Origin of the sequence: Hyphobacterium vulgare, assembly GCF_042643335.1 — a bacterium.
Lineage (GTDB): Bacteria > Pseudomonadota > Alphaproteobacteria > Caulobacterales > Maricaulaceae > Hyphobacterium > Hyphobacterium vulgare.
In genome coordinates, this window is record NZ_JBHRSV010000005.1 from 20,524 (window position 1) to 45,155 (window position 24,632).

Genomic DNA, 24,632 nt, shown 5'->3' on the forward strand with positions numbered 1-24,632 from the left:
GGGCAGCATGATGCTCGTCCTTTTCATCCTCATGTCGGGTGCCGGGATCGCCGCGGCTTGGTGGCTGCGCGAGCGCATCCGGTCATGGCGATGGAATGTGTTCGCTGCGCTTTTGATGATGGGACTGCTCGCGCCGATGTTCGCGGGTCAGCTGATCGCGCTGATGGTGTCGGGCGGGGTGGAGGCCAGCATCAATGACTGCCGCGCGGCCGGCGGCGGGGTCGACTGCAACACGCCGACCCAGTGGCTGATCCTGCCGCTGATCGCCGGGATCGCAGCGGGCGCGGGCTGGTTCTGCGGCGCGCTGGGCTTCAAGTTCACGGGGAGCGAGGGATGACCGACCGCTCGCGTTTCACCTTCTTTCACACTCACCGGGTGCGCTGGTCCGAGGTCGATCCCCAGGCCATCGTGTTCAACGCCAACTACTTCGTCTTCGTCGATCACGCCGTGACCGAGTATTTCCGCGCCACGGGCATGATGTGGCAGCAGACAAAAGAGCAGGGTTTCGACTTCTTCACGGTCAATGCCAGCTGCAATTTCCGCAGCCCGGCGCGGCTCGACGAGCTGATCGAGATCGGCTTCCGCTGCAAGCGCTTCGGGACCAGTTCGGTCGAATACGAATTCGCCATCTACCGTGACGCGGAATTGCTGGCCGACGGGTCTATGACCTATGTCTGCGCCGACGTGGAAACCCGCCGACCGATTCCGCTGCCGGCCGTCTATACCGACGCCGTCCTCACATTCGAGAAAACGCCGCCGGAACAGCGGCAAGCTGCCTGAACAAGGAACGCCCATGTCCGTACTCGTGAACAAGCATACCAAGGTCATCTGCCAGGGCATCACCGGCAAGAACGGCACCTTCCACACCGAGCAGGCGATCGAATACGGCACCGCCATGGTCGCCGGCGTGACGCCGGGCAAGGGCGGTCAGGACTGGGAAGGCGCCGGCGCCAAGCTGCCGATCTTCGACACGGTCGGTGAGGCCAAGGACGCGACGGGCGCGAATGCGACCGTCATCTACGTGCCGCCCCCCTTCGCGGCGGACGCGATCCTCGAAGCCATCGACGCCGGGATCGAGCTGATCGTGACGATCACCGAGGGCGTGCCGGTGGCCGACATGGTCAAGGTGAAGCGGGCGCTGACCGGTTCGAAGTCGCGGCTCGTCGGGCCGAACTGCCCGGGCGTGATCACGCCGGGCGAGTGCAAGATCGGCATCATGCCGGGCCATATCCACACCCGCGGTTCGGTCGGGATCGTGTCGCGTTCGGGCACGCTGACCTATGAGGCGGTGAAGCAGACGACCGATGCCGGTCTCGGCCAGACGACCTGTATCGGCATTGGCGGCGACCCGGTGAACGGCACCAATTTCATCGATTGCCTGGAGCTCTTCCTCGGCGATGACGAGACCCAATCGATCGTGATGATCGGCGAGATCGGCGGCTCGGCGGAGGAAGAGGCGGCGGAATTCCTGAAGGCCGAGGCGAAGAAGGGCCGCAAGAAGCCGATGGTCGGCTTCATCGCAGGCCGCACGGCACCGAAGGGCCGCACGATGGGCCATGCCGGCGCGGTCGTTTCCGGCGGCAAGGGCGGCGCGGAAGACAAGATCGAGGCGATGAAGTCGGCCGGGATCGTGGTCTCCGACAGTCCGGCGCGCATCGGCGTGACGCTGGCCGAGATCGTGAAGGGCTAGACGCCTCCGTCAGGATTTGCGGTTGAAGGCGCGGCGCCGGACGGGGCCGCGCCTTTGCTTTGACCGCTTGCCCGATACGGGAACCGGACGCAGCATTTCTGTCAGTATGTGTCAGGGCCCTTTTTTCCTATGCAGAAGAGCGTAAATGGGAAGGCAACGGGGCGTTAAGACGCGCACCGCCATACCGCTGACATGAGGCCGGGCGAAGGTCGCGCGGCCACAGGAAAACGCCCTATGTCCGAACGCTCGCGCAGCCCGCGTAACCAGACCTTCCTCGACACCTCCTTCCTCTATGGCGGCAATGCCCGCTATCTCGAAGACATGGCCGCCGCCCATGCCCGGGACCCGTCCTCGGTTCCGGCGGAATGGCGCGATTTCTTCGCCGAGGTCGGGGACGATGCCGCCGAGGCGGGGCATGCCGCGCGCGGTCCGGCCTGGGGCAAGGGCCGGCTGGGCCGGGCCGACGCGTTCGGCGAGGCGCTGGGCGTCATCGACGGGGCGGTCACGCCGTCACTGATCGAGAAGGTCGCCGAACGCCATGACGGGGCTTCGGCGGCGGACATCCGCAAGGCGACGCAGGATTCGATCCGCGCCATCATGATGATCCGCGCCTACCGCATGCGCGGCCATCTCGCGGCGGATCTCGACCCGCTGAAGCTGACGACGTTCGGCGAACAGCCGGAGCTGGATCCGGAAACCTACGGCTTCACCGACGCGGACATGGACCGCGAAATCTTCATCGACGGCTATCTCGGCCTCGAGACGGCGACGCCGCGTGAAATGCTCGACATATTGCAGCGGACCTATTGCGGCCCGCTCGGCGTCGAATTCATGCACATCTCCAATCCGGCGGAGAAGGCCTGGTTGCAGGAGCGGTTCGAAGGCCCGGAGAAAGGCATCAACTTCACGCCGGAAGGCAAGATCGCCATTCTGAAGAAGCTGATCGAGACGGAAGGCTTCGAACAATTCCTGCAGAAGCGCTATCCGGGCACGAAGCGCTTCGGCCTCGATGGCGGCGAGGCGATGGTCCCGGCGCTGGAACAGATCATCAAGCGCGGCGGGGCGATGGGGGTCGAGGACATCATCGTCGGCATGCCGCACCGTGGCCGCCTGAATGTGCTCGCGGCGGTGATGGGCAAGCCCTATCATCAGATTTTCCACGAATTCCAGTCCGGCACGTCCTCGGGCGAGTTCGGATCGGGCGATGTGAAATATCACCTCGGCGCGTCGTCGGACCGCGAGTTCGATGGCAACAATGTCCATCTGTCGCTGACCGCCAACCCGTCCCACCTCGAAGCGGTCGACCCGGTCGTGCTGGGCAAGGCGCGCGCCAAGCAGACCAAGCTGCGCCGCGAGCACGGTTTCGACACCAACCAGGCCCCGAAAGTCCTGCCATTGCTGCTGCATGGCGATGCGGCCTTCGCCGGCCAGGGCATCGTGGCGGAATGTCTCGGCCTTTCAGGCCTGCGCGGCCACCGCACCGGCGGGGCGATCCATTTCATCGTCAATAACCAGATCGGCTTCACCACCAGCCCGAAGGATTCGCGCTCCTCGCCCTATCCCTCGGACGTGGCGCTGATGGTGCAGGCGCCGATCTTCCATGTGAACGGGGATGACCCGGAAGCGACGGTCTATGCCGCGAAGATGGCGACGGAATACCGCCAGCTGTTCGGCAAGGACGCGGTCATCGACATGTTCTGCTACCGCCGCTTCGGCCACAATGAAGGCGACGACCCGTCTTTCACCCAGCCGATCATGTACCGGAAGATCAAGGAACACCCGTCCACGATCGCGCTCTATTCCAGGCGCCTGATCGAGGAGGGCGTGATCACCCAGGCCGATTTCGACGCCTGGACGCAGGAATTTGCCGACTTCCTCGACACCGAGTTCGAGGCCGGCAAGGCCTTCGAGCCGGCGCAGGCCGACTGGCTGGACGGCGTCTGGTCGGGACTTGGCCTGCCTGAGGAGGATGAACGCCGCGGCGAAACGGCGGTGCCGGAAGCCAAGCTGCAGGCGCTGGGCCGCGCCTTCACCGAAATCCCGGACGGGTATGACGTCCACAAGACGCTGAAGCGGGTGATCGACAATCGCCGCTCGGCGATCGAGGCGGGCGAGGGTATCGACTGGGCGACGGCGGAACATCTTGCCTTCGCCAGCCTGCTCGACGAGGGCTTTCCGGTGCGCCTGTCGGGTCAGGACTGCGGCCGCGGCACCTTCTCGCAGCGCCATTCCCACATCATCGATCAGCAGACCGAGGAGCGCTATACGCTGCTCAACCACCTCTCCGAGGGACAGGCCCGCTACGAGGTGATCGATTCCATGCTGTCGGAAGAAGCCGTGCTCGGCTTCGAATACGGCTATTCGCTGTCGGCCCCGAACACGCTCGTCATGTGGGAGGCGCAGTTCGGCGACTTCTACAATGGCGCGCAGGTGATCGTGGACCAGTTCCTCGCCGCCGGCGAACGCAAGTGGCTGCGCATGTCCGGCCTCGTCATGTTGTTGCCGCATGGCTATGAAGGTCAGGGTCCGGAACACTCCTCGGCACGGCTTGAACGCTTCCTGCAGCAATGCGCGCAGGACAATATGCAGGTCGCCAACTGCTCCACGCCGGCCAACTACTTCCACATCCTGCGGCGGCAAATTCACCGCAATTTCCGCAAGCCGCTGGTGATCATGACGCCGAAATCGCTGCTGCGGCACAAGCGCTGCGTGTCGAACCTCAAGGCGATGGGCGAGGGGTCGTCCTTCCACCGCGTGCTGTGGGACGATGCGGATCATTCCTCGCGCGACGAAGGCCGGTCCGCGGTCACCACCACGCAGCTGGTGACGGACGACAAGATCAAGCGCGTCGTGATGTGCTCGGGCAAGGTCTATTACGACCTGCTCGAAGCCCGCGAGGAACGCGGCATCGACGACATCTACCTGTTGCGCGTCGAGCAATTCTACCCGGTGCCGGCGCGGTCGATGCTGAACGAGCTGAAACGCTTTCCCCAGGCCGACATGGTGTGGTGCCAGGAAGAGCCGCAGAATATGGGCGCCTGGAGTTTCATGGAGCCGAACATCGAATGGGTGCTGCAGCAGGCCGAGGCGGCCAGTACGCGCCCGCGCTATGCCGGCCGCCCGGCCTCGGCCTCGACCGCGGCTGGCTCGGTCCAGAAACACAAGGAAGAGCAGGACGCGCTGATCGATGACGCGCTGACACTCTGACCCCGACATCCGAACACGCCTGCCCCGAACCCGAAGGACGCACGACATGACCGACATCACCGTACCCCAGCTGGGCGAATCCGTCTCCGAAGCCACGGTGGGCAGCTGGAATTTTGCCGAGGGCGACGCGGTGAAGAAGGACGACATCCTCGTCGAGCTCGAAACCGACAAGGTGTCGATCGAGGTCCGCGCCGATGAAGACGGCACGCTGACGAAAATCGTCGCGCGGGAAGGCGAAACCGTCGAAATCGGTGCCAAGCTGGCCGAACTGGGCGGCGGAAGCGCTGCGCCCGCAAAGGCAGAAGAGAAGACCGAAACCAAAAATGACGCCGCGCCGCAATCGAGCGCGCAGCCCGAACAGAAGAAGGCGGACAACGCGATGTCGAAGGCAGAAACCGGCAATGGCGACATGGTCGATGCGACCATCCCCGAAATGGGCGAGAGCGTGTCGGAGGGCACGGTCGGGGCCTGGCTGGTGGATGCCGGCGCGGCGGTGAAGAAGGACCAGGCGCTGGTCGAGATCGAGACCGACAAGGTTGCGGTCGAAGTGCCCTGCCCGGCTGACGGCATCCTCGCCGAGCGGCTTGCCGACGAAGGCGATGTCGTGACCCCCGGCGACGTGATCGCGCGGATTCGCACCGGCGAGGCGCCGGCAGAGCCGGCTCCCGCCGAGGCCGCACCGAAGCAGGAGGCCAAGGCCGAGGCGCCCGCCGCCGAAGAGGTCAAGGCGATGCCGTCCGCGACGCGCATGGCCGAGGAAAAGAATGTCGACCTTGGTGAGGTCGAGGGCTCCGGCAAGGATGGCCGCGTGACCAAGGGCGATGTGCTGAAGGCGCTGGAATCCGGCGCGACGGCTCCGTCCTCGGCGGAAGCCAAGCGCGAACCGGCCGCCGAGAAGCCGAAGCCGGCTGCGCGCGAAACCGGTCCGCGCGAGGAGCGGGTGAAGATGACACGTCTGCGCCAGACAATCGCGCGCCGTCTCAAGGATGCCCAGAACACGGCGGCGATGCTGACCACGTTCAACGAGGCCGACATGAGCGCGATCATGTCGATGCGCAAGACGCACCAGGACGCCTTCGTGGAAAAGCACGGCGTGAAGCTCGGCTTCATGAGCTTCTTCGTGAAGGCCTGCGTGAATGCCCTCAAGGAACTCCCGGCGGTCAATGCCGAGATCGACGGCGAGGACATCATCTACAAGAATTACTACGACATCGGCGTGGCGGTCTCGACCGAGCGCGGCCTCGTCGTGCCGGTGCTGCGCGACTGCGATACCAAGTCGCTGGCCGATATCGAAAAGGAGATCATCGATCTCGGCAAGCGCGCCCGCGACGGCAAGCTCGGCATCGATGACATGCAGGGCGCGACCTTCACGCTCTCCAATGGCGGGATTTTCGGCTCGCTCCTGTCGACGCCGATCCTCAACGCGCCGCAATCCGGCATTCTCGGCATGCACAAGATCCAGGACCGCCCGGTCGCGGAAAAGGGTCAGGTCGTGGTCCGTCCGATGATGTATCTGGCGCTGAGCTATGATCACCGCATTGTCGACGGCCGCGAGGCGGTCACCTTCCTCGTCAAGGTGAAGGACGCGCTGGAAGACCCGGCGCGCCTGGTGCTGGACCTCTAGCGTTCCGGCTCGGCCCGGCCTGACGCCTCATTCCACTGCGGGCGTTCGCGGTCGAGCAGGTCGCGCAACGCATTGAGGAAGGGCAAGACCGCCTCGAACTCGCTCTGGGTGAAGCGGTCCGAAAGGACGGAGAGCCGTTCAACGGCCGCCGCGATGGCCCGGGCATGCAATTCGGCACCGGCCCCGGTGAGGCGGACCATCTTGCCGCGCCCGTCATCGGGGTCGGGCGTCACCTTGACCAGTCCGCGGCTTTCGAGGCGCGCCACGGTATTGGTGATGGCGCCGCGCGTGACCTGAAGGGCGTTGGCCAGCCGCGCCGGACTCCAGGCGCCGCCCCGCCGCGACAGGTGGGTCAACAGCGTGAAATGCGCCAGCCGCAGTCCGTCGGGCAAAACACGTTCAAGCGCACTGGAAGCCAGCTGGTCGATGATCCCGATCTGCACCAGCGCTTCGTAGACCGTACCTGGCGTGGCGGGGGAATCGGTCATGATGACGACCCTAGCGCGGTCAACGCAGCCGTGTCTCCAGACCCCAGCGGGGGGCGGACGGGACGGGCGCGGCATAGCCCAGCCGGGCGAACATCTGCACCGTGCCGCCCTCAGGGGCGAGCCGGCGATGAATCTCGGCATAGGGTTCCGCCATTTCCGGGAACTCCTGAAGCGCCTGGCTCATGGGCTGGATTGCGATGCCTTCACGTTCGGCGGCAAGCGCCACACGCAAATAGGCGGCTCCCGACCGGATCTGCTCCTCACGCGTATTGCCCGCAGTGCGCAGCCAGATGAAAGCCATGGCGGTGCGCGCCCAGCTTTCAACGAGATCAAGGGATTGCTGGTAGGCGAGACTGCCCTGGTCGGACATCGTCTCCCGGGTCATCAGGCCGGTCATGCGCAGGAGGTCGGGCATCGCCCCGGGAAGGGCGATCCCGTCGGGATTTCGGTTGATCTCGGCCTTGCCGATCCGCATCAGATCCACCGTTTCCTGCCAGGTGTGGGGCGTGCGCTGCTCGATCTCGCTGGCCTGCCAGCACAGATCACGCAGAGTCTGGACTTCGGCCGGGTCGTCGATGCAGCCGCTTTCCACCCGTCCGTCCGGCGCCGCAGCGATCGCGTCCAGGACGGCAGCGGGGACCGGCCGGGCGAGGTCGTAAGCCGTCCGGTTCGTGCGGCGACCGGGAGCGTGAACGAAAAGCGGATCGGACCGGCCACCCGGCTCCAGCCGCAAACGGGCCACCGGGCGCGCATCCAGTCCATCCTGTCCCGACCCGTCGGGAAACAGGTCGAATTGCGCCGACAATCCGTCTTCGGCCGCCGCCATCCGGAAGAGTTCGAGAAAGGCGCCGAGCCCGATCGTGATCTGCCGGTCGAACGGGTCTGTTTCGGGCAGGCGGCGGTCGAGTTGGCAATGCAGGACTGCCTCGTGCGCGCTGATGATGTCGACCAGCCAGGGCTGGCGGTTGTGGGGATTGGGCGCGAGCAGGGCCCAGGACAAGGCCCGGCGCATCGGGTCGGGATAGGTGCCGGCTTCGTGCCAGGGCCGACGGGCTCGAAGCGGATCGCGGGTCAAGGCGAAGCCGGCGGCCCCGGCGGCGAGGATGACGGCGGATGATCCGGCGACAAGCAGAAAGGTGCGGCGCGACGGCATGGGCCACCTATTAGTTGAGCGTTAAATGATATATAGTTTAATGATAAACTTATTGGCAAGTGATTTTTCGTGCCCCCTGCCCGGGACGCGCGATGCCCGCGATACCCGGCTGGCCGCCAGCGATCACGCGCATGTGAGCGCCGGAATTGGACCCGAATCGTCTGTTTAAGGTGCGCTTACCGGCCTTTTTGGCCTAGACTCCCCCCTCTACAGAAGGGGAGGGACCCATGACTGATATGCAAACCGCGCCGACCGGCGCGAGAGTTCCGGTCTGGTTCTGGATCGTTTCAGTGCTTTTCGTATTGTGGAACATCGTCGGCGTGATCGACTACGTCTCGTACCGGCTGATGACCGAGACCTATCTCGCGGCGATGGGCGCAGAACAGCAGGCCTATATGACGGCGTTACCGGCCTGGCTCACGGGCGTGTGGGCAGCGGCGGTGTTTGCGGCGTTCATCGGCGCGATCCTGTTCCTCGCCCGGATGAAATGGGCGATGCATCTCGCCGGACTGTCGATCGCGCTCTTCCTCGTGTCGCTGATATATCACTACGCCATGGCGGGCGCGCTGGCGATCAGCGGCGTGGGCGCACTGGCATTCTCGCTCTTCATCCTCGCGGTTCTGATCGTGCAGTTCCTGTTCGCGCGCTGGGCGGCCGGGAAGGGGATCCTGCGCTAGCGCGTATTCCTCAAACGGCTCAGGCCGGCCAGTAGTCCGCCGATGACGGCGCCGGCAAGTCCGGCCTCGAAGCCGAGATAGAGGAAGGCCTCCACGGCCAGTTGCTCCATCGGGCGCACCGCGCCGAGCGAGAGCACGAGGACAGCCGCGGCCAGCAGGCCGAGCACGGCCCCGATCAGGCTGCCCTTGATGATACCGCGCGACAGGGTTCGCCTCGGGCGTTTGGCTTGCGGGGGATGGGTGGTGACAGCCATGGGTGTCTCCTTCATCGCTTGCGTTCATAACCGCCAAGCCCGCGCGAGCGTTCCGCGGCGCGCCGGTGCATTGACGAAGGCGCGCTCCGGAGTAGGGTGCGCGCAAACGCACCCCCACCCGCCTGCCGCAAGGGAAATCCGCCATGTCCGAGAGCTACGACGTCGTCATCATCGGGGGTGGTCCCGGCGGCTATAACTGTGCCATCCGGGCGGGTCAGCTGGGGCTGAAGACGGCCTGTGTCGAGATGCGGGAAACGCTCGGCGGCACCTGTCTCAATGTCGGTTGCATACCGTCCAAGGCCCTGCTGCACGCTTCGGAACTCTACGAGACGGCGGCGAAGGATTTCGAGGGTTTCGGGATCCGAACCGGTGAATTGTCGTTCGACCTCAAAACCATGATGGGCCGCAAGGACGAGGCGGTCGCCGGCCTGACCAAGGGCGTGGCGGGCCTGCTGAAGAAGAACAAGGTCGACCATATCCGCGGCAAGGGACGGATCGCCGGCAAGGGCGAGGTCGTGGTCGAGGATGCGGACGGAAAGACGCAAACCCTGAAGACGAAACACATCGTCATCGCGACCGGATCGGAAGTGACGCCGCTGCCGGGCGTGGAGATCGACGAGAAGCGCGTGGTTTCCTCGACCGGTGCGCTGTCACTGGAAAAGGTGCCGGGCAAGCTGGTTCTGATCGGCGCCGGCGTGATCGGCCTCGAACTCGGTTCGGTCTGGCGGCGTCTCGGCGCCGAGGTAACCGTCGTGGAATATCTCGACCGCATCCTGCCAGGCATGGACGGCGAGATCGCCAAGCAGGCCCAGAAGATCTTCGCCAAGCAGGGGATGAGCTTCAAGCTCGGCCGCAAGGTGACCGGCGTGAGCGAAGGCGCGGGCGGCCAGTTGTCCGTCGCGACCGAGGCCGCCGCGGGCGGATCGGAAGAGGTGCTCGAAGCCGATACGGTACTCGTCTGCATCGGTCGCCGTCCGTATACGGAGGGCCTCGGACTGGAGACGGTCGGGATCGAGACCGACAGGCGCGGCTTCATCGCCAACGATCACTGGCAGACGGGCGCGGAGAATGTCTGGGTTGTCGGCGACTGCACGCATGGCGCCATGCTGGCGCACAAGGCCGAGGACGAGGGCGTCGCCTGTGCCGAGCGCATCGCGGGCAAGGCCGGGCACGTCAACTACAACGCCATTCCGGGCGTGGTGTACACCAATCCCGAGATCGCTTCGGTCGGACAGACCGAGGAGCAACTGAAAGCGGCAGGCCGCGCATACAAGGTCGGGAAATTCCCCTTCCTGGCGAATTCGCGCGCCCGGGCCAATCACGAGACTGACGGTCTGGTCAAGGTCCTCGCCGATGCGAAGACGGACGAGGTGCTCGGCGTTCACATGATCGGCAAGGGCGTCGGCGAAATGATCGCCGAGGCTGCGCTGGCGCTCGAATTCCGCGCCGCCTCCGAGGATATCGCCCGGACCAGCCACCCGCACCCGACCATGACGGAAGCGATTCGTCAGGCGGCCATGGGCGTTGAAGGCTGGACGATGCAGGCCTGACGGCAGGCGATTTCCCGGCTCTCTGACAAACAATTTACACGAGAATCAGGTCTGTTCCGTGCTAAATTGGCCAAGTTGGCCAAACGTGCCGGCATGAGGTGGATCACCGAACCCGGATGTCTGGCTGTACGTTTCCACCGGATGCGGCGGCATCTGAATTGCGGAAGGCAGAATGACCGAGCGGCATTTCGAGATCCGGACCAAGCGGCTGAAACTGGTGGCGCTGAATGCGTCGCTGTCGCGGCTGCAGATCGAAGATCGCGCGGCCTTCTTCGACGCCTTGCACGTGCGTCATGAAGCGGTCTGGCCTCCCGAACTGATGGATGGCGAGACCCTCGACTGGCTGAATGACCGCCTGTCAGCCGATCCGCGCCAGGCGGGGTGGCTGACCTGGGTCTTCATCTGGCCTGGCGTGGCCGGACAGCCCGACCGGCTGGTCGGGGCCGGCGGGTTCAAGGGTGCCCCCGACGACAAGGGCTGCGTCGAAGTCGGCTATTCCATGCTGCTGTCCTTCCGCGAGCAGGGATTGGCGACCGAAGCTGTCGAGGGCCTGCTTGAGTGGGCCGAGTCCGATCCTCGCGTGAAGCGGATCATCGCGCATACCTTGCCGCACCTGACCGCGTCGCAGCGCGTTCTGGAGAAGACCGGTTTTGTCGAGACTGAGTCGTTCGAAGACGCGAGCGAGGGTGAAACCGTCGTGCGTTACGAGCGTCCGCGCCGGGCTGCGGCGGCCTGATCAGCCGCCGCCGAGCAGGCTGCGCATCTGGTCGAGATAGGCCAGCCACGCGTCGCGGCCGGCACCTGAGAGGCAGGCCCGGGTCTGCGGGCGGCGGCCGACAAAACGCTTGTCGATCACGATATAGCCCGCGTCTTCGAGCTTTCGGAGGCTGACCGAAAGATTGCCGTCGGTGGCCCCCGTCCGCTCCTTCAGCTCGCCGAATGTCGCGGACTCCACGCCCGAGAGATAGGCCATGATGCCCAGCCTCAGCTTGGAATGAATGACGTCGTCGAGCGCGCCGGCATCGAATTCTCCGGCCTTCATGAAATCGCCTTCGGCTCCCGCGCAACCATGGCCAGACCCGGCAGGACTGCGGTTGCCACGATCACTGCCGCCGCCATGAAATAGAGCCAGGAGGTGCCGTAGAGCAGCGGGGTCACGGCTGCGGCGGCGCCGGAGACAAGGGCCGGGAGGTAAAGCCATCTTTGCGCCGCGAGCGCGGCCGTGACGGCGAAGGCAAAGGCATAGCCGAAGAAGGCGATGGTCAGGATCGAGTCGAACAGGGTGACGGGTGCGCCGAAGAAGAGCGTCCAGGCCAGAATGGCCATCACATAAGCGAATATGCCCAGGCCCACGGCCGTCCATGCCGCCCGCGACACGCGGTTGCCTGCGGACGTGGCCCCCGGCTTTGCCGCCAGGCCCCGCCCGATGAAGGCGGAGGCTGTGCCGCCCAGCATGCCATAGACCAGCCAGATCAGTCCGACGCGGTCTCCCTGCAGCGGCAGCCATCCGGCGTAGACGCTGCCGTGCAGGATGCAGGCGATCGCCGAGAGGCCGCCCCACAACAAGAGGTACCGGCCGCCGATCAGGGGCGCAGTCGCACCCGACTCAGCGAGCGATTTCAGCCAGGCGATATCCTGTTCGGCATGCGTCGACATGATGCCCTCCAATAACTTTATAAATCAAAGCTACTGGATTCCGCGCGGTTGGCAAGCCCACAAGGCGCGGTCAGCGCGTAAACCGGACAGAAGCGGCGAGCCGCTCGCTGATCAGGGCACCGGCATCGGCGATCGGTTCGGCGGTTTCGTCATTGGTCGTGAGCAGGGTGAAGATGAAGACACCTTCGTGCGGTCCGTTGTTCAGCACGATGGCCTGGCCGTAGAAGTCGCCTTCCGGCGTTTCCTCGAATCCGCGGCAGACCCGCACCGTCGTGCCAGGGCCGGCATCCTCGAACGGGCCTTCATAGGCCACGCCTTCGCTGCCGGCCGGACACATCTCGTCACCGGCCCGGGCTTCGCCGGCCGCGTAGGCGTGCAGATCGAAGCTGAGTCCGAATTCGCCGTTATTGCCGTCGCCCTGCTGCAGGGTGGGCCAGATGGCGCTCATGATGTCGGCCAGGTCGTCGGCCATGCCCGCCGGATCGTCGATCGTGATCCGGCCTTCGGGCGAGGCGATGTCCGCGATGTCGATCAGCGATCCGACCAGGCCATCCGCCCAGGATTCAGGGGATTCGACTCCGTCATCGAAATTACCGGCGATTTCGTCGGCCGCCTGGGGACTCGCCTGCTGCACGTTCAACGAAGCGGCGAGGAGAAGGGCGGAGACAAGCGAGAGCATGGATCAGCGTCCTGTTGCTGGGTTTCGGCGAACTATGGCGTGTCGCCATGAACTGCGCATGAAGGCGTTCAGATGGTGCGCGCCCTGCCGCGGGATCGCGGGTGCGCAGCGGCATGGACCGCCATCAGGCGGGCTGGCTCGATGTCGGCATAGACCTGTGTTGTCGACAGGCTGGCATGGCCGAGCAATTCCTGTATCGACCGCAAATCCGCGCCATGGGCAAGAAGATGCGTTGCGAAAGCGTGGCGCAGGGCATGCGGCGTCGCCGACGGGCCAAGCCCCAGCCGCGAGCGCAATGTCTGCATGAGTTTCTGGACCGCGCGAGGCCCGAGCGGACCGCCGCGCGCGGCGCGAAAGAGCGGGGCGTCCTTCGTCCGTTCAAAGGGGCAGAGGCTGGTATAGGTCTCGACTGCCGCGCGGACGGCGGGAAGCACCGGCACGATCCGCGTCTTGCTCCCCTTTCCGGTGATCCGCAGGCTCTGCGGCAAGGGCGTGTCCGCCCCGGTCAGCGACAAGGCTTCAGACAGCCGCAGGCCGCAGCCATAGAGGAGGGCGACCAGCGCAGCGTCGCGCGCCTCAACCCAGGCTTCGCCGCCGCACAGACCGGCCTCGTCAAGCAATCGCGCTGCCGCCTCCTCGGAGACCGGCTTCGGCTTCGAGCGCGGCAGCTTCGGCCCCTCGACGACGAGGAGGCCGGGCGCGTCGAGACCCCAGCGCCGCTGAACGTAGCGGAAGAAGCCGCGCACGGCCGACAGCTCACGGGCCAGGGAGCGGGCGGACAGGCCATTGCGCCGCCGCGCCGCCATCCAGGCGCGATAGTCGGCAGCCTTGAGCGCGCAAAGGGCGCGCAGGTCCGGCATCTCCGCGAGGTGATCGGTCATGAATGTCAGAAAGCCGCCCAGATCCCGGCCATAGGCCTCGATCGTGCGTGCGCTTGCCCGGCGCTCACCGGCGAGGTGATCGAGATAGAGCGCCAGCGCGGACGCGGCGGAAATGGTCAGTCCTTCAGCCAGGGCGTCATCCGCCTTTCCATCGCGCGGGCCAGGAAGCTGAGGAATTCCGTTCCCTGACCGGGTTCGAACATGTCCGCGTCGCGGCTGCCGAGTGCGAGCAGGCCCGCCACGCCCTCGAAATCGAGGCGGGCGAGCGCTTGCGACCCCATCGGCCGGCCGAACACCGCCTGGGCGGTCGGCCCGGAGATCTCTCCGGTATAGTCGTTGTCGTCACCCAGAAGCTGATCGGCGAAACCCGGCGCTGCGGGGCGGATCGCCAGCGAACCGGCGAGGGGTGTGACGCCCTCGGTCAGAACCGCGACGGCATCGACGCCAAGCGAGACCGGCAAGGTCGTGGCAAGCAAGGTGTCGAGATCGGGGAGATCGGCGCAATCCATCACGGACAGGGCTGCAACCTGGGTCCGCCCCATCAGGGCGAGATTGGCGCGAGCTGTCTCGGCCATATACTCCCGCGATGCCCTGAGGCGGCGGTTCTCCGCAAGCAGGCGGTCACGCACCACGGCGTTGAAATCGACGACATTGCCGCCGAGCCCGGCTCCGGCGATGCGCTGCATCAGCTCGGGGTCGTGACGGACCCAGTCCGGATTGTCCATCAGGGCCTGACGGATGGCTGCCATGTCGTATCCGCCGTTCGCGGCTTGGCCGCGCGCGTTCGAGTTTGCTTCCATTTCCCCACCATCGGTTTTCCGATTGTTGTGCGGAAACGCTAGCGCCCGGGGGTTGGGATTCCCCTAACGCGGCCTATCGGATTGCAGACCGCATCACGCAGGCGTGACATTGCTGTCCGGATTGTACAATTCACGGCGGATGCAGGCCGCTATCCTGGCGACAGGATATGCCGGAGGCGGACATGAAAACTCTGATTGCAGCATTGGCAGCTCTTGCGTTCGGCAGCGTTGCCGAAGCCCAGGATGACACGCCGACCGGCGCGGCTGTTCCCGACTGGTATCTCGAACACGTCGACTACATGACGCGCGATGGCGGTCGCTGGGTCGCCGACAATTCGGAGTACAGGTCGGATGAAGAAACCGCAGATGCTTATGTCATCGTCTTCCGGCCGGAATTCGGCGGGACGTCAATGTCGGCACGCCTATTCGGAGTGACCGGCGGCGAAGAGAGCGTCGATTTCTGGCATTTCAACGGGTTCTGGGATCCCGTCGCTCACGAAGCGATGCTCATGCAAACGGGTTGGGGCGGCGGCTTGGGTGTCGGGCCGACCCGGCAGGTCGACGAGACCACGATCCGCAGCGAGCAGGTCTTCTCCTCACCGGGCGGCCAAGTGCGAACCGAGGCTCACATCTTCATCATCACCGGGCAGGACGAGCATGTGACCCGCACGGAGCGGCGTGTGGGCGATGGCGAATGGATGCCGGGCCGGACCTACACCTGGGTGCGCGAACTCGTCGAAGGATGACCGACAGGGCTTCGTTCAAGGGGCCGGCCGGGTCTAGACTGACGGCCGAGTCACCTCCGAACGGACCCGCTGCCGTGCCCACGCTGAAAGTCTGCGCGTCGATCCTGTTTCCGCTGCCGCTGCCGGAAGCCTTCGACTATGCGGTGCCGGAGGGGATGGATTTGTCGATCGGCGACCATGTCGTGGCTCCGCTGGGCTCGCGGGCAGCGCGCGGAGTGGTCTGGGACCTGAAACAGGATGACGGCAAGCGGGCGCTGAAGATGGTCGCGCAGCGCTACGATGCGGCGGGGCTCAGCCACACAACGGTGCGTTTCGTCGATTGGGCGGCGCGCTATCTCGTCCAGTCGCCGGGCATGGTGCTGCGCACCATCCTGCGCGGCGAGGACTCGCTGATGCCCTCGCCGACCGACACGGTCTACCGGCTGACGGGCCGCCCGCCGGCGCGGATGACGCCGGCGCGGGAAAAGGTGCTGGACGCGATGTCCGCGCTCGAGGCGCCGACCGCGGCCGAGATTGCCCGCGAGGCGGGTGTCAGTTCCGGCGTCGTCAAGGGACTGGTCGAGGCCGGGGCGCTCGAAGGCTTCGACCTTCCAAAAGATCCGCCCTTCCCGGACCCCGATCCAGAACGGCCGGGCCTCGACCTGTCGGAATTGCAGGCGGGCGCGGCCGACACGCTCAAACGCCTGGTCCGCGCGGGCGGCTTCCAGTGCGCCCTGCTCGACGGGGTAACGGGGTCGGGCAAGACCGAGGTGTATTTCGAGGCGATCGCCGAAGCGCTGAAGAGCGCGGCCAATGGCCAGGTGCTGGTGCTGCTGCCGGAAATCGCGCTGACGCAGTCGATCCTGAAACGCTTCACCGACCGCTTCGGCGCAGATCCGGCGGTCTGGCATTCCGGCCTGCCGCCGAAGGAACGCCGCCGGGTGTGGCGCGAGATCAATGAAGGCCGCGCGCGCATCGTGATCGGGGCGCGGTCGAGCGTCTTCCTGCCGTTCCGGAATCTGCGCCTCGCAGTGGTCGATGAGGAACACGACCCGACTTACAAGCAATCCGACGGGCTGATCTACCAGGCGCGCGACCTCGCCGTGGCGCGGGCGAAGATCGACGGGGCAGCGGTGGTGCTGGCCTCGGCAACACCGTCTCTGGAAAGCCTCGTGAATGCGCGCTCGGGCCGCTATGTCCATGTGCCGCTGCCGTCGCGCGTGGGGACGGCGGTCCTGCCGCGGATCGAGACCATCGATTTGCGCCAGCATGCGCCGCCTTCCGGGCGCTGGCTGTCCGATCCGCTGGTCGCAGCCATGAAGGACACGCTGGCCGCCGGGGAGCAGGTGCTGCTCTTCCTCAACCGCCGGGGCTATGCGCCCCTGGTGCTGTGCCGGGACTGCGGACACCGCATGACCGCGCCGGACACGCAGACCATGCTGGTCGAGCACCGGTTCACCGGCATGCTGGTGTGCCATCTGACTGGCTTTTCGATGCCGAAGCCCGACGTCTGTCCGAATTGCGGGGCGCGGGATTCGCTGACCAGTGTCGGTCCGGGTGTCGAGCGGATCGCGGAAGAGGCCGCGGCGCATTTTCCGGGTGCGAAGATCGAGCTCTTCTCGTCCGACATGGCGGGCGGCGCCGAAGCGGTGCGACAGCTGGTCGACCGCATGGAGCGCGGCGAGATCGACATCCTCGTCGGCACGCAGATCGCCGCCAAGGGTCACAACTTCCCGCACCTGACCCTGGTCGGCGTGGTCGATGCCGATCTCGGTCTGGCTGGCGGCGACCCGCGCGCAGGGGAGCGGACCTATCAGACACTGGTGCAGGTCGCGGGCCGGGCGGGCCGCGCCGACAAGCCGGGACGGGCGCTGCTGCAGACCCACGACCCCGAACATGAAGCCATCGCCGCACTGGTCGCGGGCGACCGGGATGCCTTTCTCGATGTCGAACGGGCGTCCCGGGAGATGCTGCAATTGCCGCCCTATGGCCGGCTGGCCTCGGTGATGATTTCCGCGCAGTCGGAGGACCGGGCCGAACGGGCGGCCGCCGAGGTGGCGCGCTGCGCGCCGAATGCCGACGGCATCACGATCTGGGGTCCGGCGGAGCCGCGCTACGGCGTGATCCGCGGCCGCTGGCGGCGGCGTCTGCTCGTCCGGGCGGAACGAAGTGTCGACCTGTCGGCTTATCTCGGCGCGTGGCGGGCACGTGTGAAGCAGCCGCCGTCCGTGCGCGTGACATTCGACGTCGAACCCTACAGTTTCGTCTGACCCCCCGCCGCCGGAGACTGCAAGCATGATCGAAGCCCTGACCTCGCCGGAAATCTGGATGGCACTGGCCACCCTGACCTTCCTCGAAATCGTCCTGGGCATCGACAATGTCGTCTTCATCGCGGTGATCGCCGACAAGCTGCCGGCGCACCAGCGCGCGCAAGCGCGGCGGCTGGGTCTGGCGCTCGCGCTCGGCATGCGGATCATCCTGCTGTTCAGCCTCGTCTGGCTGACGCGTCTTGACGCCAGCCTGTTCTCGCTCTTTGGCCATGACTTCTCGTGGCGCGACCTGATCCTGATGGGGGGCGGGCTGTTCCTGCTGGCCAAGGGGACGTGGGAAATCCACGAGAATATCGAGGGTGAGGAGCACAGCACTGGCGGCGCGGCGCAGATGGCGTTCGCCGCTGCAGTGGCCCAGATTGCCGTGATCGATGCGGTGTTCTCGATCGATTCCATCATCACCGCCGTGGGCATGACCGACGTTCTGCCGGTGATGATCACCGCCGTGGTGATCGCGATCGGCGTGATGCTGCTGGCCGCCAAGACGGTCGGCGAATTCATCCAGAAGCATCCGACGACCAAGATGCTGGCGCTGAGCTTCCTCCTCCTGATCGGTGTGGCGCTGATCGCCGACGGGCTCGGTTTCCACATTCCGCGCGGCTACATCTACTTCGCGATCGCCTTCTCGCTGCTGGTCGAGGTGTTCAACATCCTCTACCGCCGGGCGCGGACGAAGGACCGTTTAGAGAAAGCGGGTCACGGCGAAGGGTGACAGGTCTACCGCCGGCGTTTCGCCGAGCGCGAGCTGCGCCGCGGCCTCGCCGATTGCCGGGGCGAACTTGTAGCCATGCCCGGAACAGGGGGAGAGCAGGGTGACAGCTTCGTCTTCCGGCCACTGCCCGATGATGAAGCGGTCGTCCGCCGTGCGGGTGAAGCGGCATTCCTGCAGCGTTTCGAGGGGGCCGTTCGCGGCCGGCAGCCAGCGGGCGAGCCCGCCGCGCAGCACGGCTTCATCGCGGGAATCCGGTGCGCGGCCCTGCCGCATCTCCGGCCCACGCTCGCCCAGATGTCCATAGAGACCAATCTTGGTGGCCTCGCCGTTGCGTCCGGGCTGGATGTAGAAACGTCCGTCATCGTCCGGCTCGACCTGGAACACCGGAGTGTTGTTGAAGGAGCGGCCATCAAGGCCTGCGAACCAGCCGACGACCTGCCGCTCGACCGTCAGTGCCGGGTCTATGTCCGGCAGCAGTGTTCCGGCCCAGGCCCCGGCCGCGATGACCACGCGTTTCGCGATTTCGGTCCCGGACGCGGTCTCGACGGCGATGTGATCGCCGACGCGCCGCCAGTCGAGGACGGGCGTTTCGAACCGAAGCTCTGCTCCGCAAGACCGGGCGGCCTCACGTATCCAGCGATTGGCGGCGTCGGAGCGCAGCTGGCCCGATTCGGGCGCGAAGACGGCGATGTAGCCGTCCGGCACGCGAATCTCCGGCCAGCGGGCGCGCAGCGAATCGGTATCGAGCACTTCGTGCGCGATGCCCTCGGCTTCAGCGCAGGCGATCGAATTCAACAGGGAGGGCGCGCCGTCCGGGGCTATGTCGAGCCCGCCGGTGCGCACCAGAAAGGTTTCGCCGCTTTCAGTTTCCATTTCTGCCCAGAGCGCATAGGCCCGGTTCAGCAGCGGCATATAGAGCGAACCTTCGGAATAGATGCGGCGGGTCACCCGCGTGCGGCCGTGACTCGATCCCTTGCCATGGCCTTCCGCGAATTGTTCGAGCCCCAGGACGGATGCGCCGCGGCGAGCCATTTGCCAGGCCGCGGCGCTGCCCATTGCGCCCAGCCCGATGACGATGCTGTCGTACATGCCGAGTCCTCCGCTTCGCCCCGGCGAAGCTGCCGTATGCGGAGGGCGATGTCAGCCTTGCGCCTGGGCCGCGATTGCCGCAGCCGGTTGAGGTTGCCGCCCTCTCCCCCCTGTGCTAGAGCGGCGCCGATTTGATGAAAAGGCCGTTTTCCCGACGGTCGGGTCGTCAAAAAAATCACCGAAGTTTCAAACGCTTGCGCGGTCCCGATTGAGACGTGCGCGCGCGTGGTCAGGCATAACGGGAACGGCACGGGTTCGATGAGCGGAAAGATGGCAAAAATCGGTGGCGCGGCGGAACGCTATGCGACCGCCCTTTTCGAACTGGCGAAAGACGCCAAGGCCATCGATGCCGTCGAAGCCGATCTCAACGCCCTGCTGGCTGCGTTGACCGAAAGTGCCGAACTGGCCGACGCCATGTCGAGCCCGCTCTACGAGGCCGAGGGCAAGGCCGCGGCGCTCGCCGCGATCGCCGACAAGGCCGGTTTCAACGATCTGACGAAAAGCACGCTCGGCGTGATGGCCCGAAATGGCCGCGCCGGACTGGCCGGTGACCTGGCGCGCGGTTTCTCAGCGCGGGCCGCGGCCGAACGGGGTATCAGCGAGGCGCATGTCACCAGCGCCGCGAAGCTGACGCAAAAAGAGATCGACGCCCTCAAGGCGTCCCTGAAGCGCGCCCTCGGGCGTGAAATTGAGATCCGGACCGACGTCGATCCGGCTGTTTTGGGCGGGCTGATCGTTCAGGTCGGCTCCCGCATGTTCGATTCGTCCCTCCGCACGAAGCTCGAGGGACTACGCACAGCGATGAAAGAGGCTTAGACCGCCATGGACATCCGCGCCGCGGAAATCTCCGCGATCCTTAAAGAGCAGATCAAGAATTACGGCGCCGAGGCGAAAGTCTCGGATGTCGGCAGCGTGCTGTCCGTCGGTGACGGTATCGCCCGCGTCTACGGCCTCGACGAGGTCCGTGCCGGCGAGCTGGTCGAATTCCCGGGCGGGGTGAAGGGCATGGCCCTGAACCTCGAGCGCGACAATGTCGGCTGCGTGATCTTCGGCGACGACCGGGGCATCAAGGAAGGCGACACCGTCAAGCGTCTGGGCTCGATCGTCGACACGTCGGTCGGCCGCGGCCTGCTCGGCCGTGTGGTTGACGGTCTCGGCGAGCCGATTGACGGCAAGGGTCCTCTGACCGATGTCGCCGAACGCCGCCGCGTCGACGTGAAGGCGCCGGGCATCATTCCCCGGCAGTCGGTTCACGAGCCGATGGCGACGGGTATCAAGGCGATCGACGCGATGATCCCGGTCGGCCGCGGCCAGCGCGAGCTGGTCATCGGCGACCGCCAGACCGGCAAGACCGCGATCTGCATCGACACGATCCTGAACCAGAAGCAGATCAACGAGAGCGGCGACGAGAGCCAGAAGCTCTACTGCATCTATGTCGCCGTCGGCCAGAAGCGCTCCACGGTCGCCCAGATCGTGAAGACGCTCGAGGAAAACGGCGCGCTCGACTACACGATCGTGGTCGCCGCGACGGCCTCCGACCCGGCCCCGATGCAGTTCCTGGCGCCGTTCACCGGTTGCGCCATGGGCGAGTGGTTCCGCGACAACGGCATGCACGCCCTGATCGTTTACGATGACCTGTCCAAGCAGGCCGTGGCCTACCGCCAGATGTCCCTGCTGCTGCGCCGCCCGCCGGGCCGCGAAGCCTATCCGGGCGACGTCTTCTACCTGCACTCCCGCCTGCTGGAGCGCGCGGCTAAGCTCAACGCCGACAATGGTTCGGGTTCGCTGACGGCGCTGCCGATCATCGAGACCCAGGCCAATGACGTGTCGGCCTATATCCCGACCAATGTGATCTCGATCACTGACGGCCAGATCTTCCTGGAAACCGACCTGTTCTTCCAGGGCATCCGCCCGGCCGTGAACGTCGGTATCTCGGTGTCGCGCGTGGGCTCTGCGGCCCAGACGAAGGCGATGAAGTCGGTTGCCGGCAAGATGAAGGGCGAGCTCGCGCAGTACCGCGAAATGGCGGCCTTCGCGCAGTTCGGTTCCGACCTCGACGCCGCGACGCAGCGCCTCCTCAATCGTGGTGCGCGTCTGACCGAGCTTCTGAAGCAGCCGCAATTCTCGCCGCTGTCGATGGAAGAGCAGGTCTGCGTGATCTATGCCGGTACCCGCGGCTATCTCGACAAGCTCGAGATTTCCAAGGTCCGCCGGTATGAGGAAGAGCTTCTGCGTCTCCTGCACGGTGACCAGGCCAAGCTCCTCAAGACGATCCGCGAAGAGAAGAAGCTGTCCGACGAGACCGAGGCGAAGCTGCGCAGCGTGCTCGAAACCTTCACCGCGAATTTCGGTTAAGGCGGACGGCGCCGGGAGAGCCTGAATGGCGAGCCTCAAGGAACTTCGCAATCGCATTGCCAGCGTGAGATCCACGCAGAAGATCACCAAGGCGATGCAGATGGTGGCAGCCGCGAAGCTGCGACGCGCACAGGACGCGGCCGAAGCCGCACGCCCGTATGCGGAGCGGATGGCGGCGGTCATGGCGAATCTGTCGACGTCGCTGAAGGACGCGCCGGGCGCGTCCCCGCTGCTGGTCGGCACGGGCAAGGACGATGTCCGCATGCTCGTGGTGATGACGGCGGATCGTGGCCTGTGCGGCGGTTTCAACACGAACATCGCCCGCAAGGCGCGCGAGCGCATCGTGAAGCTGCAGGGCGAAGGCAAGACGGTGAAGATGGTCTCCGTCGGCAAGAAGTCGTTCGACGCGCTGAAGCGGCTTTATGCCGACAGGATCGTCCAGCGCTTCGAACTGGGCGGCGGCAAGGATATCGGCGCGGCGAAAGCGGCGCAGATCGGCCAGTGGATCCGTGAGCAATTCGCCGAAGGCGCGTTCGACACGCTTGAAGTGATCTCCTCGGAATTCGTCTCGGTGATCTCGCAGAAGCCGCGCGCGCAGACGCTGATCCCGGCGATGGACGCCATTCCGGACACTGTCGAACGCCCGGACCTTGGCGGGGCGGTCTATGAATACGAGCCCGACGAGGAAAGCATTCTCGACGTGCTGCTGCCGCGCTATGTCGACACCGTGATCCTGTCCTCGCTGCTGGAGAATGCGGCCGGCGAGATGGGCGCGCGGATGGCAGCAATGGACAGCGCCACGCGCAATGCCGGCGAGCTGATCGACAAGCTGAACCTAGTCTACAACCGCACGCGCCAGGCCAAGATTACCACCGAATTGACCGAGATCATTTCCGGCGCGGAAGCGCTGTAGAGCTGATCGATTAGAAGGAATGACCGAGATGGCGAAACAGCAACACACCGGCCGCATCGTTCAGGTCACGGGCGCCGTGATCGACGTGGAATTCACCGGCAAGCTGCCGGACATCCAGAACGCGCTCGAGACCGAGAACAACGGTCAGAAGCTGGTGCTGGAAGTGGCCCAGCACCTCGGCGAGAACACGGTCCGCACGATCGCGATGGACGCGACCGAAGGCCTGCAGCGCGGCACGCCGGTGCGCGACACGGGCAGCCCGATCACCGTTCCGGTCGGCCCGGGCACGCTCGGCCGCATCCTGAACGTGACCGGCGACCCGGTCGATGAGGCGGGCGAGGTGAAGTACGAGCAGCGCGCTGCGATCCACCGCTCGGCGCCGGCTTTCGACGAGCAGGCCACGGAAGCGGAGATCCTGCCGACGGGCATCAAGGTCATCGACCTGCTCTGCCCCTATGCGAAGGGCGGCAAAATCGGCCTGTTCGGCGGTGCCGGCGTGGGCAAGACGGTTCTGATCCAGGAACTGATCAACAACATCGCCAAGCTGTTCGGCGGTTATTCCGTGTTCGCCGGCGTCGGCGAGCGGACCCGCGAAGGCAACGACCTCTATCACGAGATGATCGAGTCGGGCGTGAACGTCGATCCGAAGAAGAACAATGGTTCGACGGAAGGGTCCCGCTGCGCCCTGGTCTTCGGCCAGATGAACGAGCCGCCGGGTGCGCGTGCCCGCGTCGCCCTGTCCGGCCTCGCCCAGGCGGAATATTTCCGCGACGAGGAAGGCAAGGACGTGCTGTTCTTCGTCGACAACATCTTCCGCTTCACCCAGGCGGGCGCCGAAGTGTCGGCCCTGCTCGGCCGTATCCCGTCGGCCGTGGGCTATCAGCCAACCCTGTCGACCGACATGGGCGCGCTGCAGGAGCGCATCACCTCGACCAAGAAGGGTTCGATCACCTCGGTGCAGGCCGTTTACGTGCCGGCCGACGACCTGACCGACCCGGCCCCGGCCACGACCTTCTCCCACCTCGACGCCACGACCGTTCTGTCCCGCTCGATCTCGGAAAAGGGCATCTATCCGGCCGTGGACCCGCTCGACTCGACCTCGCGGATCCTCGATCCGCGCATCGTCGGCGAGGAGCACTACCAGACCGCCCGCCGCGTCCAGGAAATCCTCCAGCGCTACAAGGCGCTGCAGGACATCATCGCCATCCTGGGCATGGACGAGCTGTCGGAAGAGGACAAGCTGATCGTAGCGCGCGCCCGGAAGATCGAACGCTTCCTGTCGCAGCCGTTTGACGTGGCGCAGGTCTTCACCGGCTTCCCGGGCATCCAGGTGCCGGTCGCCGACACGGTCCGCAGCTTCAAGGCGCTGTGCGACGGCGAGTACGACCACCTGCCGGAACCGGCCTTCTACATGGTCGGCACGATCGAGGACGCGGTGAAGAAGGCCGAGGAACTGGCCGCCGAAGCCGCCTAAGGCCTCGCATCAACCGCGAACGTTCAAGGCCGGTCCCGATGGGGCCGGCCTTTTCATTTGATCGATTGAAACTTTGTTCGATTGGGCGATACCGTATCGAGAACAATCGAACGAGCTGCATCATGAAAGTGAACGTTTCCGATTTAGCGAACAATGTGCGCAGTCAGGAGCAGCTTGCTCGTTTTCTGAAGGCGTTGTCGGATGACTTTGATCGTGAGACCGATCGCTGGGAAAACGGTTCGGTAGACGCCTATCTAGAATCCATTTCTGCCTTCCTTGAAAGCAGCGAAAACTTCACATTGCCCGAACATGGGTGGATGCAAATTGCGCACATTTTCCTTGCGGGCAAATTCTACGAGTAATTTGAGGTATCAT

The 24,632-nt window shown here is 65.5% G+C and carries 25 protein-coding genes; 16 read left to right on the forward strand and 9 right to left on the reverse strand.

Annotation, left to right across the window (positions count from 1 at the left end):
* Positions 1 to 7: 7 nt before the first annotated feature.
* From ACFOOR_RS05550 to odhB, 5 genes are all read left to right on the forward strand, one after another.
* Positions 8 to 337: a hypothetical protein gene (locus ACFOOR_RS05550; protein ID WP_343165331.1), complete on the forward strand. Its 330-nt coding sequence runs from the start codon at positions 8 to 10 to the stop codon at positions 335 to 337.
* Entirely contained in the window at positions 334 to 780 is a 447-nt protein-coding gene (locus tag ACFOOR_RS05555) for an acyl-CoA thioesterase (protein ID WP_343165332.1), read from the forward strand. Before ACFOOR_RS05550 ends, ACFOOR_RS05555 begins: the two co-directional genes overlap by 4 nt.
* Positions 781 to 793: 13 nt before the next feature.
* On the forward strand, positions 794 to 1,690 hold the full coding sequence (gene sucD, locus ACFOOR_RS05560; RefSeq protein WP_343165333.1) for a succinate--CoA ligase subunit alpha: 897 nt from the start codon (positions 794 to 796) through the stop codon (positions 1,688 to 1,690).
* Positions 1,691 to 1,924: 234 nt separating this feature from the next.
* Positions 1,925 to 4,897, forward strand: coding sequence for a 2-oxoglutarate dehydrogenase E1 component (locus ACFOOR_RS05565; RefSeq protein WP_343165334.1), 2,973 nt, complete (start codon positions 1,925 to 1,927; stop codon positions 4,895 to 4,897).
* 46 nt (positions 4,898 to 4,943) lie between these two features.
* Positions 4,944 to 6,521 (forward strand): 2-oxoglutarate dehydrogenase complex dihydrolipoyllysine-residue succinyltransferase, encoded by a 1,578-nt coding sequence (odhB, locus tag ACFOOR_RS05570; protein ID WP_343165335.1) that lies wholly within the window; start codon positions 4,944 to 4,946, stop codon positions 6,519 to 6,521.
* Here the strand turns inward: odhB and ACFOOR_RS05575 are convergent.
* Together ACFOOR_RS05575 and ACFOOR_RS05580 are read right to left on the reverse strand one after the other, a co-directional pair.
* Positions 6,518 to 7,009 (reverse strand): MarR family winged helix-turn-helix transcriptional regulator, encoded by a 492-nt coding sequence (locus tag ACFOOR_RS05575; protein WP_343165336.1) that lies wholly within the window; start codon positions 7,007 to 7,009, stop codon positions 6,518 to 6,520. The genes odhB and ACFOOR_RS05575 overlap by 4 nt on opposite strands.
* Before the next feature lie 19 nt (positions 7,010 to 7,028).
* Positions 7,029 to 8,162, reverse strand: a complete 1,134-nt coding sequence (locus ACFOOR_RS05580) for an Acg family FMN-binding oxidoreductase (protein WP_343165337.1) — start codon at positions 8,160 to 8,162, stop codon at positions 7,029 to 7,031.
* 227 nt (positions 8,163 to 8,389) lie between these two features.
* On the opposite strand from ACFOOR_RS05580, the gene ACFOOR_RS05585 reads away from it, so the two are divergent.
* Positions 8,390 to 8,839, forward strand: a complete 450-nt coding sequence (locus tag ACFOOR_RS05585; protein ID WP_343165338.1) for a hypothetical protein — start codon at positions 8,390 to 8,392, stop codon at positions 8,837 to 8,839.
* Here ACFOOR_RS05585 and ACFOOR_RS05590 read toward each other — a convergent pair.
* Positions 8,836 to 9,093, reverse strand: a complete 258-nt coding sequence (locus tag ACFOOR_RS05590) for a hypothetical protein (protein ID WP_343165339.1) — start codon at positions 9,091 to 9,093, stop codon at positions 8,836 to 8,838. The two genes, ACFOOR_RS05585 and ACFOOR_RS05590, sit on opposite strands and share 4 nt — an antisense overlap.
* A gap of 143 nt (positions 9,094 to 9,236) precedes the next feature.
* Between ACFOOR_RS05590 and lpdA the strand changes: the two genes are divergently transcribed.
* Entirely contained in the window at positions 9,237 to 10,643 is a 1,407-nt protein-coding gene (lpdA, locus tag ACFOOR_RS05595; RefSeq protein ID WP_343165340.1) for a dihydrolipoyl dehydrogenase, read from the forward strand.
* A 172-nt stretch (positions 10,644 to 10,815) separates the two neighbouring features.
* A complete protein-coding gene (locus ACFOOR_RS05600; protein ID WP_343165341.1) occupies positions 10,816 to 11,379 on the forward strand; it encodes a GNAT family N-acetyltransferase in 564 nt (187 codons plus the stop codon).
* On the opposite strand, the gene ACFOOR_RS05605 is transcribed toward ACFOOR_RS05600, so the two are convergent.
* The 5 genes from ACFOOR_RS05605 to ACFOOR_RS05625 all read right to left on the reverse strand — a co-directional run bounded on the left by ACFOOR_RS05605 (position 11,380) and on the right by ACFOOR_RS05625 (position 14,608).
* A complete protein-coding gene (locus tag ACFOOR_RS05605; protein WP_343165342.1) occupies positions 11,380 to 11,685 on the reverse strand; it encodes a winged helix-turn-helix domain-containing protein in 306 nt (101 codons plus the stop codon).
* Positions 11,682 to 12,299 (reverse strand): hypothetical protein, encoded by a 618-nt coding sequence (locus ACFOOR_RS05610; protein ID WP_343165343.1) that lies wholly within the window; start codon positions 12,297 to 12,299, stop codon positions 11,682 to 11,684. Before ACFOOR_RS05610 ends, ACFOOR_RS05605 begins: the two co-directional genes overlap by 4 nt.
* Before the next feature lie 70 nt (positions 12,300 to 12,369).
* Positions 12,370 to 12,978 carry a hypothetical protein gene (locus ACFOOR_RS05615; protein WP_343165344.1) on the reverse strand — a complete coding sequence of 203 codons (609 nt, stop codon included), beginning with the start codon at positions 12,976 to 12,978 and terminating at the stop codon, positions 12,370 to 12,372.
* 68 nt (positions 12,979 to 13,046) lie between these two features.
* Positions 13,047 to 14,036: a tyrosine recombinase XerC gene (locus tag ACFOOR_RS05620; RefSeq protein WP_343165400.1), complete on the reverse strand. Its 990-nt coding sequence runs from the start codon at positions 14,034 to 14,036 to the stop codon at positions 13,047 to 13,049.
* On the reverse strand, positions 13,976 to 14,608 hold the full coding sequence (locus tag ACFOOR_RS05625; protein WP_343165345.1) for a DUF484 family protein: 633 nt from the start codon (positions 14,606 to 14,608) through the stop codon (positions 13,976 to 13,978). The genes ACFOOR_RS05620 and ACFOOR_RS05625 overlap by 61 nt, the downstream gene beginning before the upstream one ends.
* Positions 14,609 to 14,841: 233 nt before the next feature.
* Here ACFOOR_RS05625 and ACFOOR_RS05630 point away from each other — a divergent pair, with 233 nt between their 5' ends.
* The 3 genes from ACFOOR_RS05630 to ACFOOR_RS05640 all read left to right on the forward strand — a co-directional run bounded on the left by ACFOOR_RS05630 (position 14,842) and on the right by ACFOOR_RS05640 (position 18,426).
* Positions 14,842 to 15,405 (forward strand): hypothetical protein, encoded by a 564-nt coding sequence (locus ACFOOR_RS05630; RefSeq protein ID WP_343165346.1) that lies wholly within the window; start codon positions 14,842 to 14,844, stop codon positions 15,403 to 15,405.
* Between the two features lie 83 nt (positions 15,406 to 15,488).
* A complete protein-coding gene (locus tag ACFOOR_RS05635) occupies positions 15,489 to 17,654 on the forward strand; it encodes a primosomal protein N' (RefSeq protein WP_343165401.1) in 2,166 nt (721 codons plus the stop codon).
* 25 nt (positions 17,655 to 17,679) lie between these two features.
* Positions 17,680 to 18,426, forward strand: a complete 747-nt coding sequence (locus ACFOOR_RS05640; protein WP_343165347.1) for a TerC family protein — start codon at positions 17,680 to 17,682, stop codon at positions 18,424 to 18,426.
* On the opposite strand, the gene solA is transcribed toward ACFOOR_RS05640, so the two are convergent.
* Positions 18,397 to 19,515: an N-methyl-L-tryptophan oxidase gene (gene solA / locus ACFOOR_RS05645; protein WP_343165348.1), complete on the reverse strand. Its 1,119-nt coding sequence runs from the start codon at positions 19,513 to 19,515 to the stop codon at positions 18,397 to 18,399. The genes ACFOOR_RS05640 and solA overlap by 30 nt on opposite strands.
* Before the next feature lie 270 nt (positions 19,516 to 19,785).
* Between solA and ACFOOR_RS05650 the strand changes: the two genes are divergently transcribed.
* The 5 genes from ACFOOR_RS05650 to ACFOOR_RS05670 all read left to right on the forward strand — a co-directional run bounded on the left by ACFOOR_RS05650 (position 19,786) and on the right by ACFOOR_RS05670 (position 24,619).
* Positions 19,786 to 20,331, forward strand: a complete 546-nt coding sequence (locus ACFOOR_RS05650) for a F0F1 ATP synthase subunit delta (RefSeq protein WP_343165349.1) — start codon at positions 19,786 to 19,788, stop codon at positions 20,329 to 20,331.
* A gap of 6 nt (positions 20,332 to 20,337) precedes the next feature.
* Complete coding sequence (gene atpA, locus ACFOOR_RS05655; protein ID WP_343165350.1) at positions 20,338 to 21,870, forward strand: F0F1 ATP synthase subunit alpha; 1,533 nt, start codon at positions 20,338 to 20,340, stop codon at positions 21,868 to 21,870.
* Positions 21,871 to 21,895: 25 nt separating this feature from the next.
* Complete coding sequence (locus ACFOOR_RS05660) at positions 21,896 to 22,783, forward strand: F0F1 ATP synthase subunit gamma (protein ID WP_343165351.1); 888 nt, start codon at positions 21,896 to 21,898, stop codon at positions 22,781 to 22,783.
* Between the two features lie 28 nt (positions 22,784 to 22,811).
* The gene (atpD, locus tag ACFOOR_RS05665) at positions 22,812 to 24,257 is read left to right on the forward strand and encodes a F0F1 ATP synthase subunit beta (protein WP_343165352.1); all 1,446 of its coding nucleotides are present in this window, start codon (positions 22,812 to 22,814) and stop codon (positions 24,255 to 24,257) included.
* A gap of 122 nt (positions 24,258 to 24,379) precedes the next feature.
* Positions 24,380 to 24,619, forward strand: coding sequence for a DUF7660 family protein (locus tag ACFOOR_RS05670; protein WP_343165353.1), 240 nt, complete (start codon positions 24,380 to 24,382; stop codon positions 24,617 to 24,619).
* The last annotated feature ends 13 nt before the right edge of the window (positions 24,620 to 24,632 follow it).

Excerpts from the sequence above, each read along its gene's own strand:
- sucD (WP_343165333.1), top strand. The coding sequence starts at position 794 with ATGTCCGTACTCGTGAACAAGCATACCAAGGTCATCTGCCAGGGCATC.
- ACFOOR_RS05565 (WP_343165334.1), top strand. The coding sequence starts at position 1,925 with ATGTCCGAACGCTCGCGCAGCCCGCGTAACCAGACCTTCCTCGACACC.
- ACFOOR_RS05580 (WP_343165337.1), bottom strand. The coding sequence starts at position 8,162 with ATGCCGTCGCGCCGCACCTTTCTGCTTGTCGCCGGATCATCCGCCGTC.
- ACFOOR_RS05650 (WP_343165349.1), top strand. The coding sequence starts at position 19,786 with ATGGCAAAAATCGGTGGCGCGGCGGAACGCTATGCGACCGCCCTTTTC.
- ACFOOR_RS05575 (WP_343165336.1), bottom strand. The coding sequence starts at position 7,009 with ATGACCGATTCCCCCGCCACGCCAGGTACGGTCTACGAAGCGCTGGTG.
- lpdA (WP_343165340.1), top strand. The coding sequence starts at position 9,237 with ATGTCCGAGAGCTACGACGTCGTCATCATCGGGGGTGGTCCCGGCGGC.
- ACFOOR_RS05605 (WP_343165342.1), bottom strand. The coding sequence starts at position 11,685 with ATGAAGGCCGGAGAATTCGATGCCGGCGCGCTCGACGACGTCATTCAT.
- ACFOOR_RS05670 (WP_343165353.1), top strand. The coding sequence starts at position 24,380 with ATGAAAGTGAACGTTTCCGATTTAGCGAACAATGTGCGCAGTCAGGAG.
- ACFOOR_RS05640 (WP_343165347.1), top strand. The coding sequence starts at position 17,680 with ATGATCGAAGCCCTGACCTCGCCGGAAATCTGGATGGCACTGGCCACC.
- ACFOOR_RS05615 (WP_343165344.1), bottom strand. The coding sequence starts at position 12,978 with ATGCTCTCGCTTGTCTCCGCCCTTCTCCTCGCCGCTTCGTTGAACGTG.
- ACFOOR_RS05660 (WP_343165351.1), top strand. The coding sequence starts at position 21,896 with ATGGCGAGCCTCAAGGAACTTCGCAATCGCATTGCCAGCGTGAGATCC.
- atpA (WP_343165350.1), top strand. The coding sequence starts at position 20,338 with ATGGACATCCGCGCCGCGGAAATCTCCGCGATCCTTAAAGAGCAGATC.
- ACFOOR_RS05630 (WP_343165346.1), top strand. The coding sequence starts at position 14,842 with ATGAAAACTCTGATTGCAGCATTGGCAGCTCTTGCGTTCGGCAGCGTT.
- ACFOOR_RS05600 (WP_343165341.1), top strand. The coding sequence starts at position 10,816 with ATGACCGAGCGGCATTTCGAGATCCGGACCAAGCGGCTGAAACTGGTG.
- ACFOOR_RS05550 (WP_343165331.1), top strand. The coding sequence starts at position 8 with ATGATGCTCGTCCTTTTCATCCTCATGTCGGGTGCCGGGATCGCCGCG.
- atpD (WP_343165352.1), top strand. The coding sequence starts at position 22,812 with ATGGCGAAACAGCAACACACCGGCCGCATCGTTCAGGTCACGGGCGCC.
- ACFOOR_RS05610 (WP_343165343.1), bottom strand. The coding sequence starts at position 12,299 with ATGTCGACGCATGCCGAACAGGATATCGCCTGGCTGAAATCGCTCGCT.
- ACFOOR_RS05555 (WP_343165332.1), top strand. The coding sequence starts at position 334 with ATGACCGACCGCTCGCGTTTCACCTTCTTTCACACTCACCGGGTGCGC.
- odhB (WP_343165335.1), top strand. The coding sequence starts at position 4,944 with ATGACCGACATCACCGTACCCCAGCTGGGCGAATCCGTCTCCGAAGCC.
- ACFOOR_RS05590 (WP_343165339.1), bottom strand. The coding sequence starts at position 9,093 with ATGGCTGTCACCACCCATCCCCCGCAAGCCAAACGCCCGAGGCGAACC.
- ACFOOR_RS05585 (WP_343165338.1), top strand. The coding sequence starts at position 8,390 with ATGACTGATATGCAAACCGCGCCGACCGGCGCGAGAGTTCCGGTCTGG.
- ACFOOR_RS05625 (WP_343165345.1), bottom strand. The coding sequence starts at position 14,608 with ATGGCAGCCATCCGTCAGGCCCTGATGGACAATCCGGACTGGGTCCGT.
- solA (WP_343165348.1), bottom strand. The coding sequence starts at position 19,515 with ATGTACGACAGCATCGTCATCGGGCTGGGCGCAATGGGCAGCGCCGCG.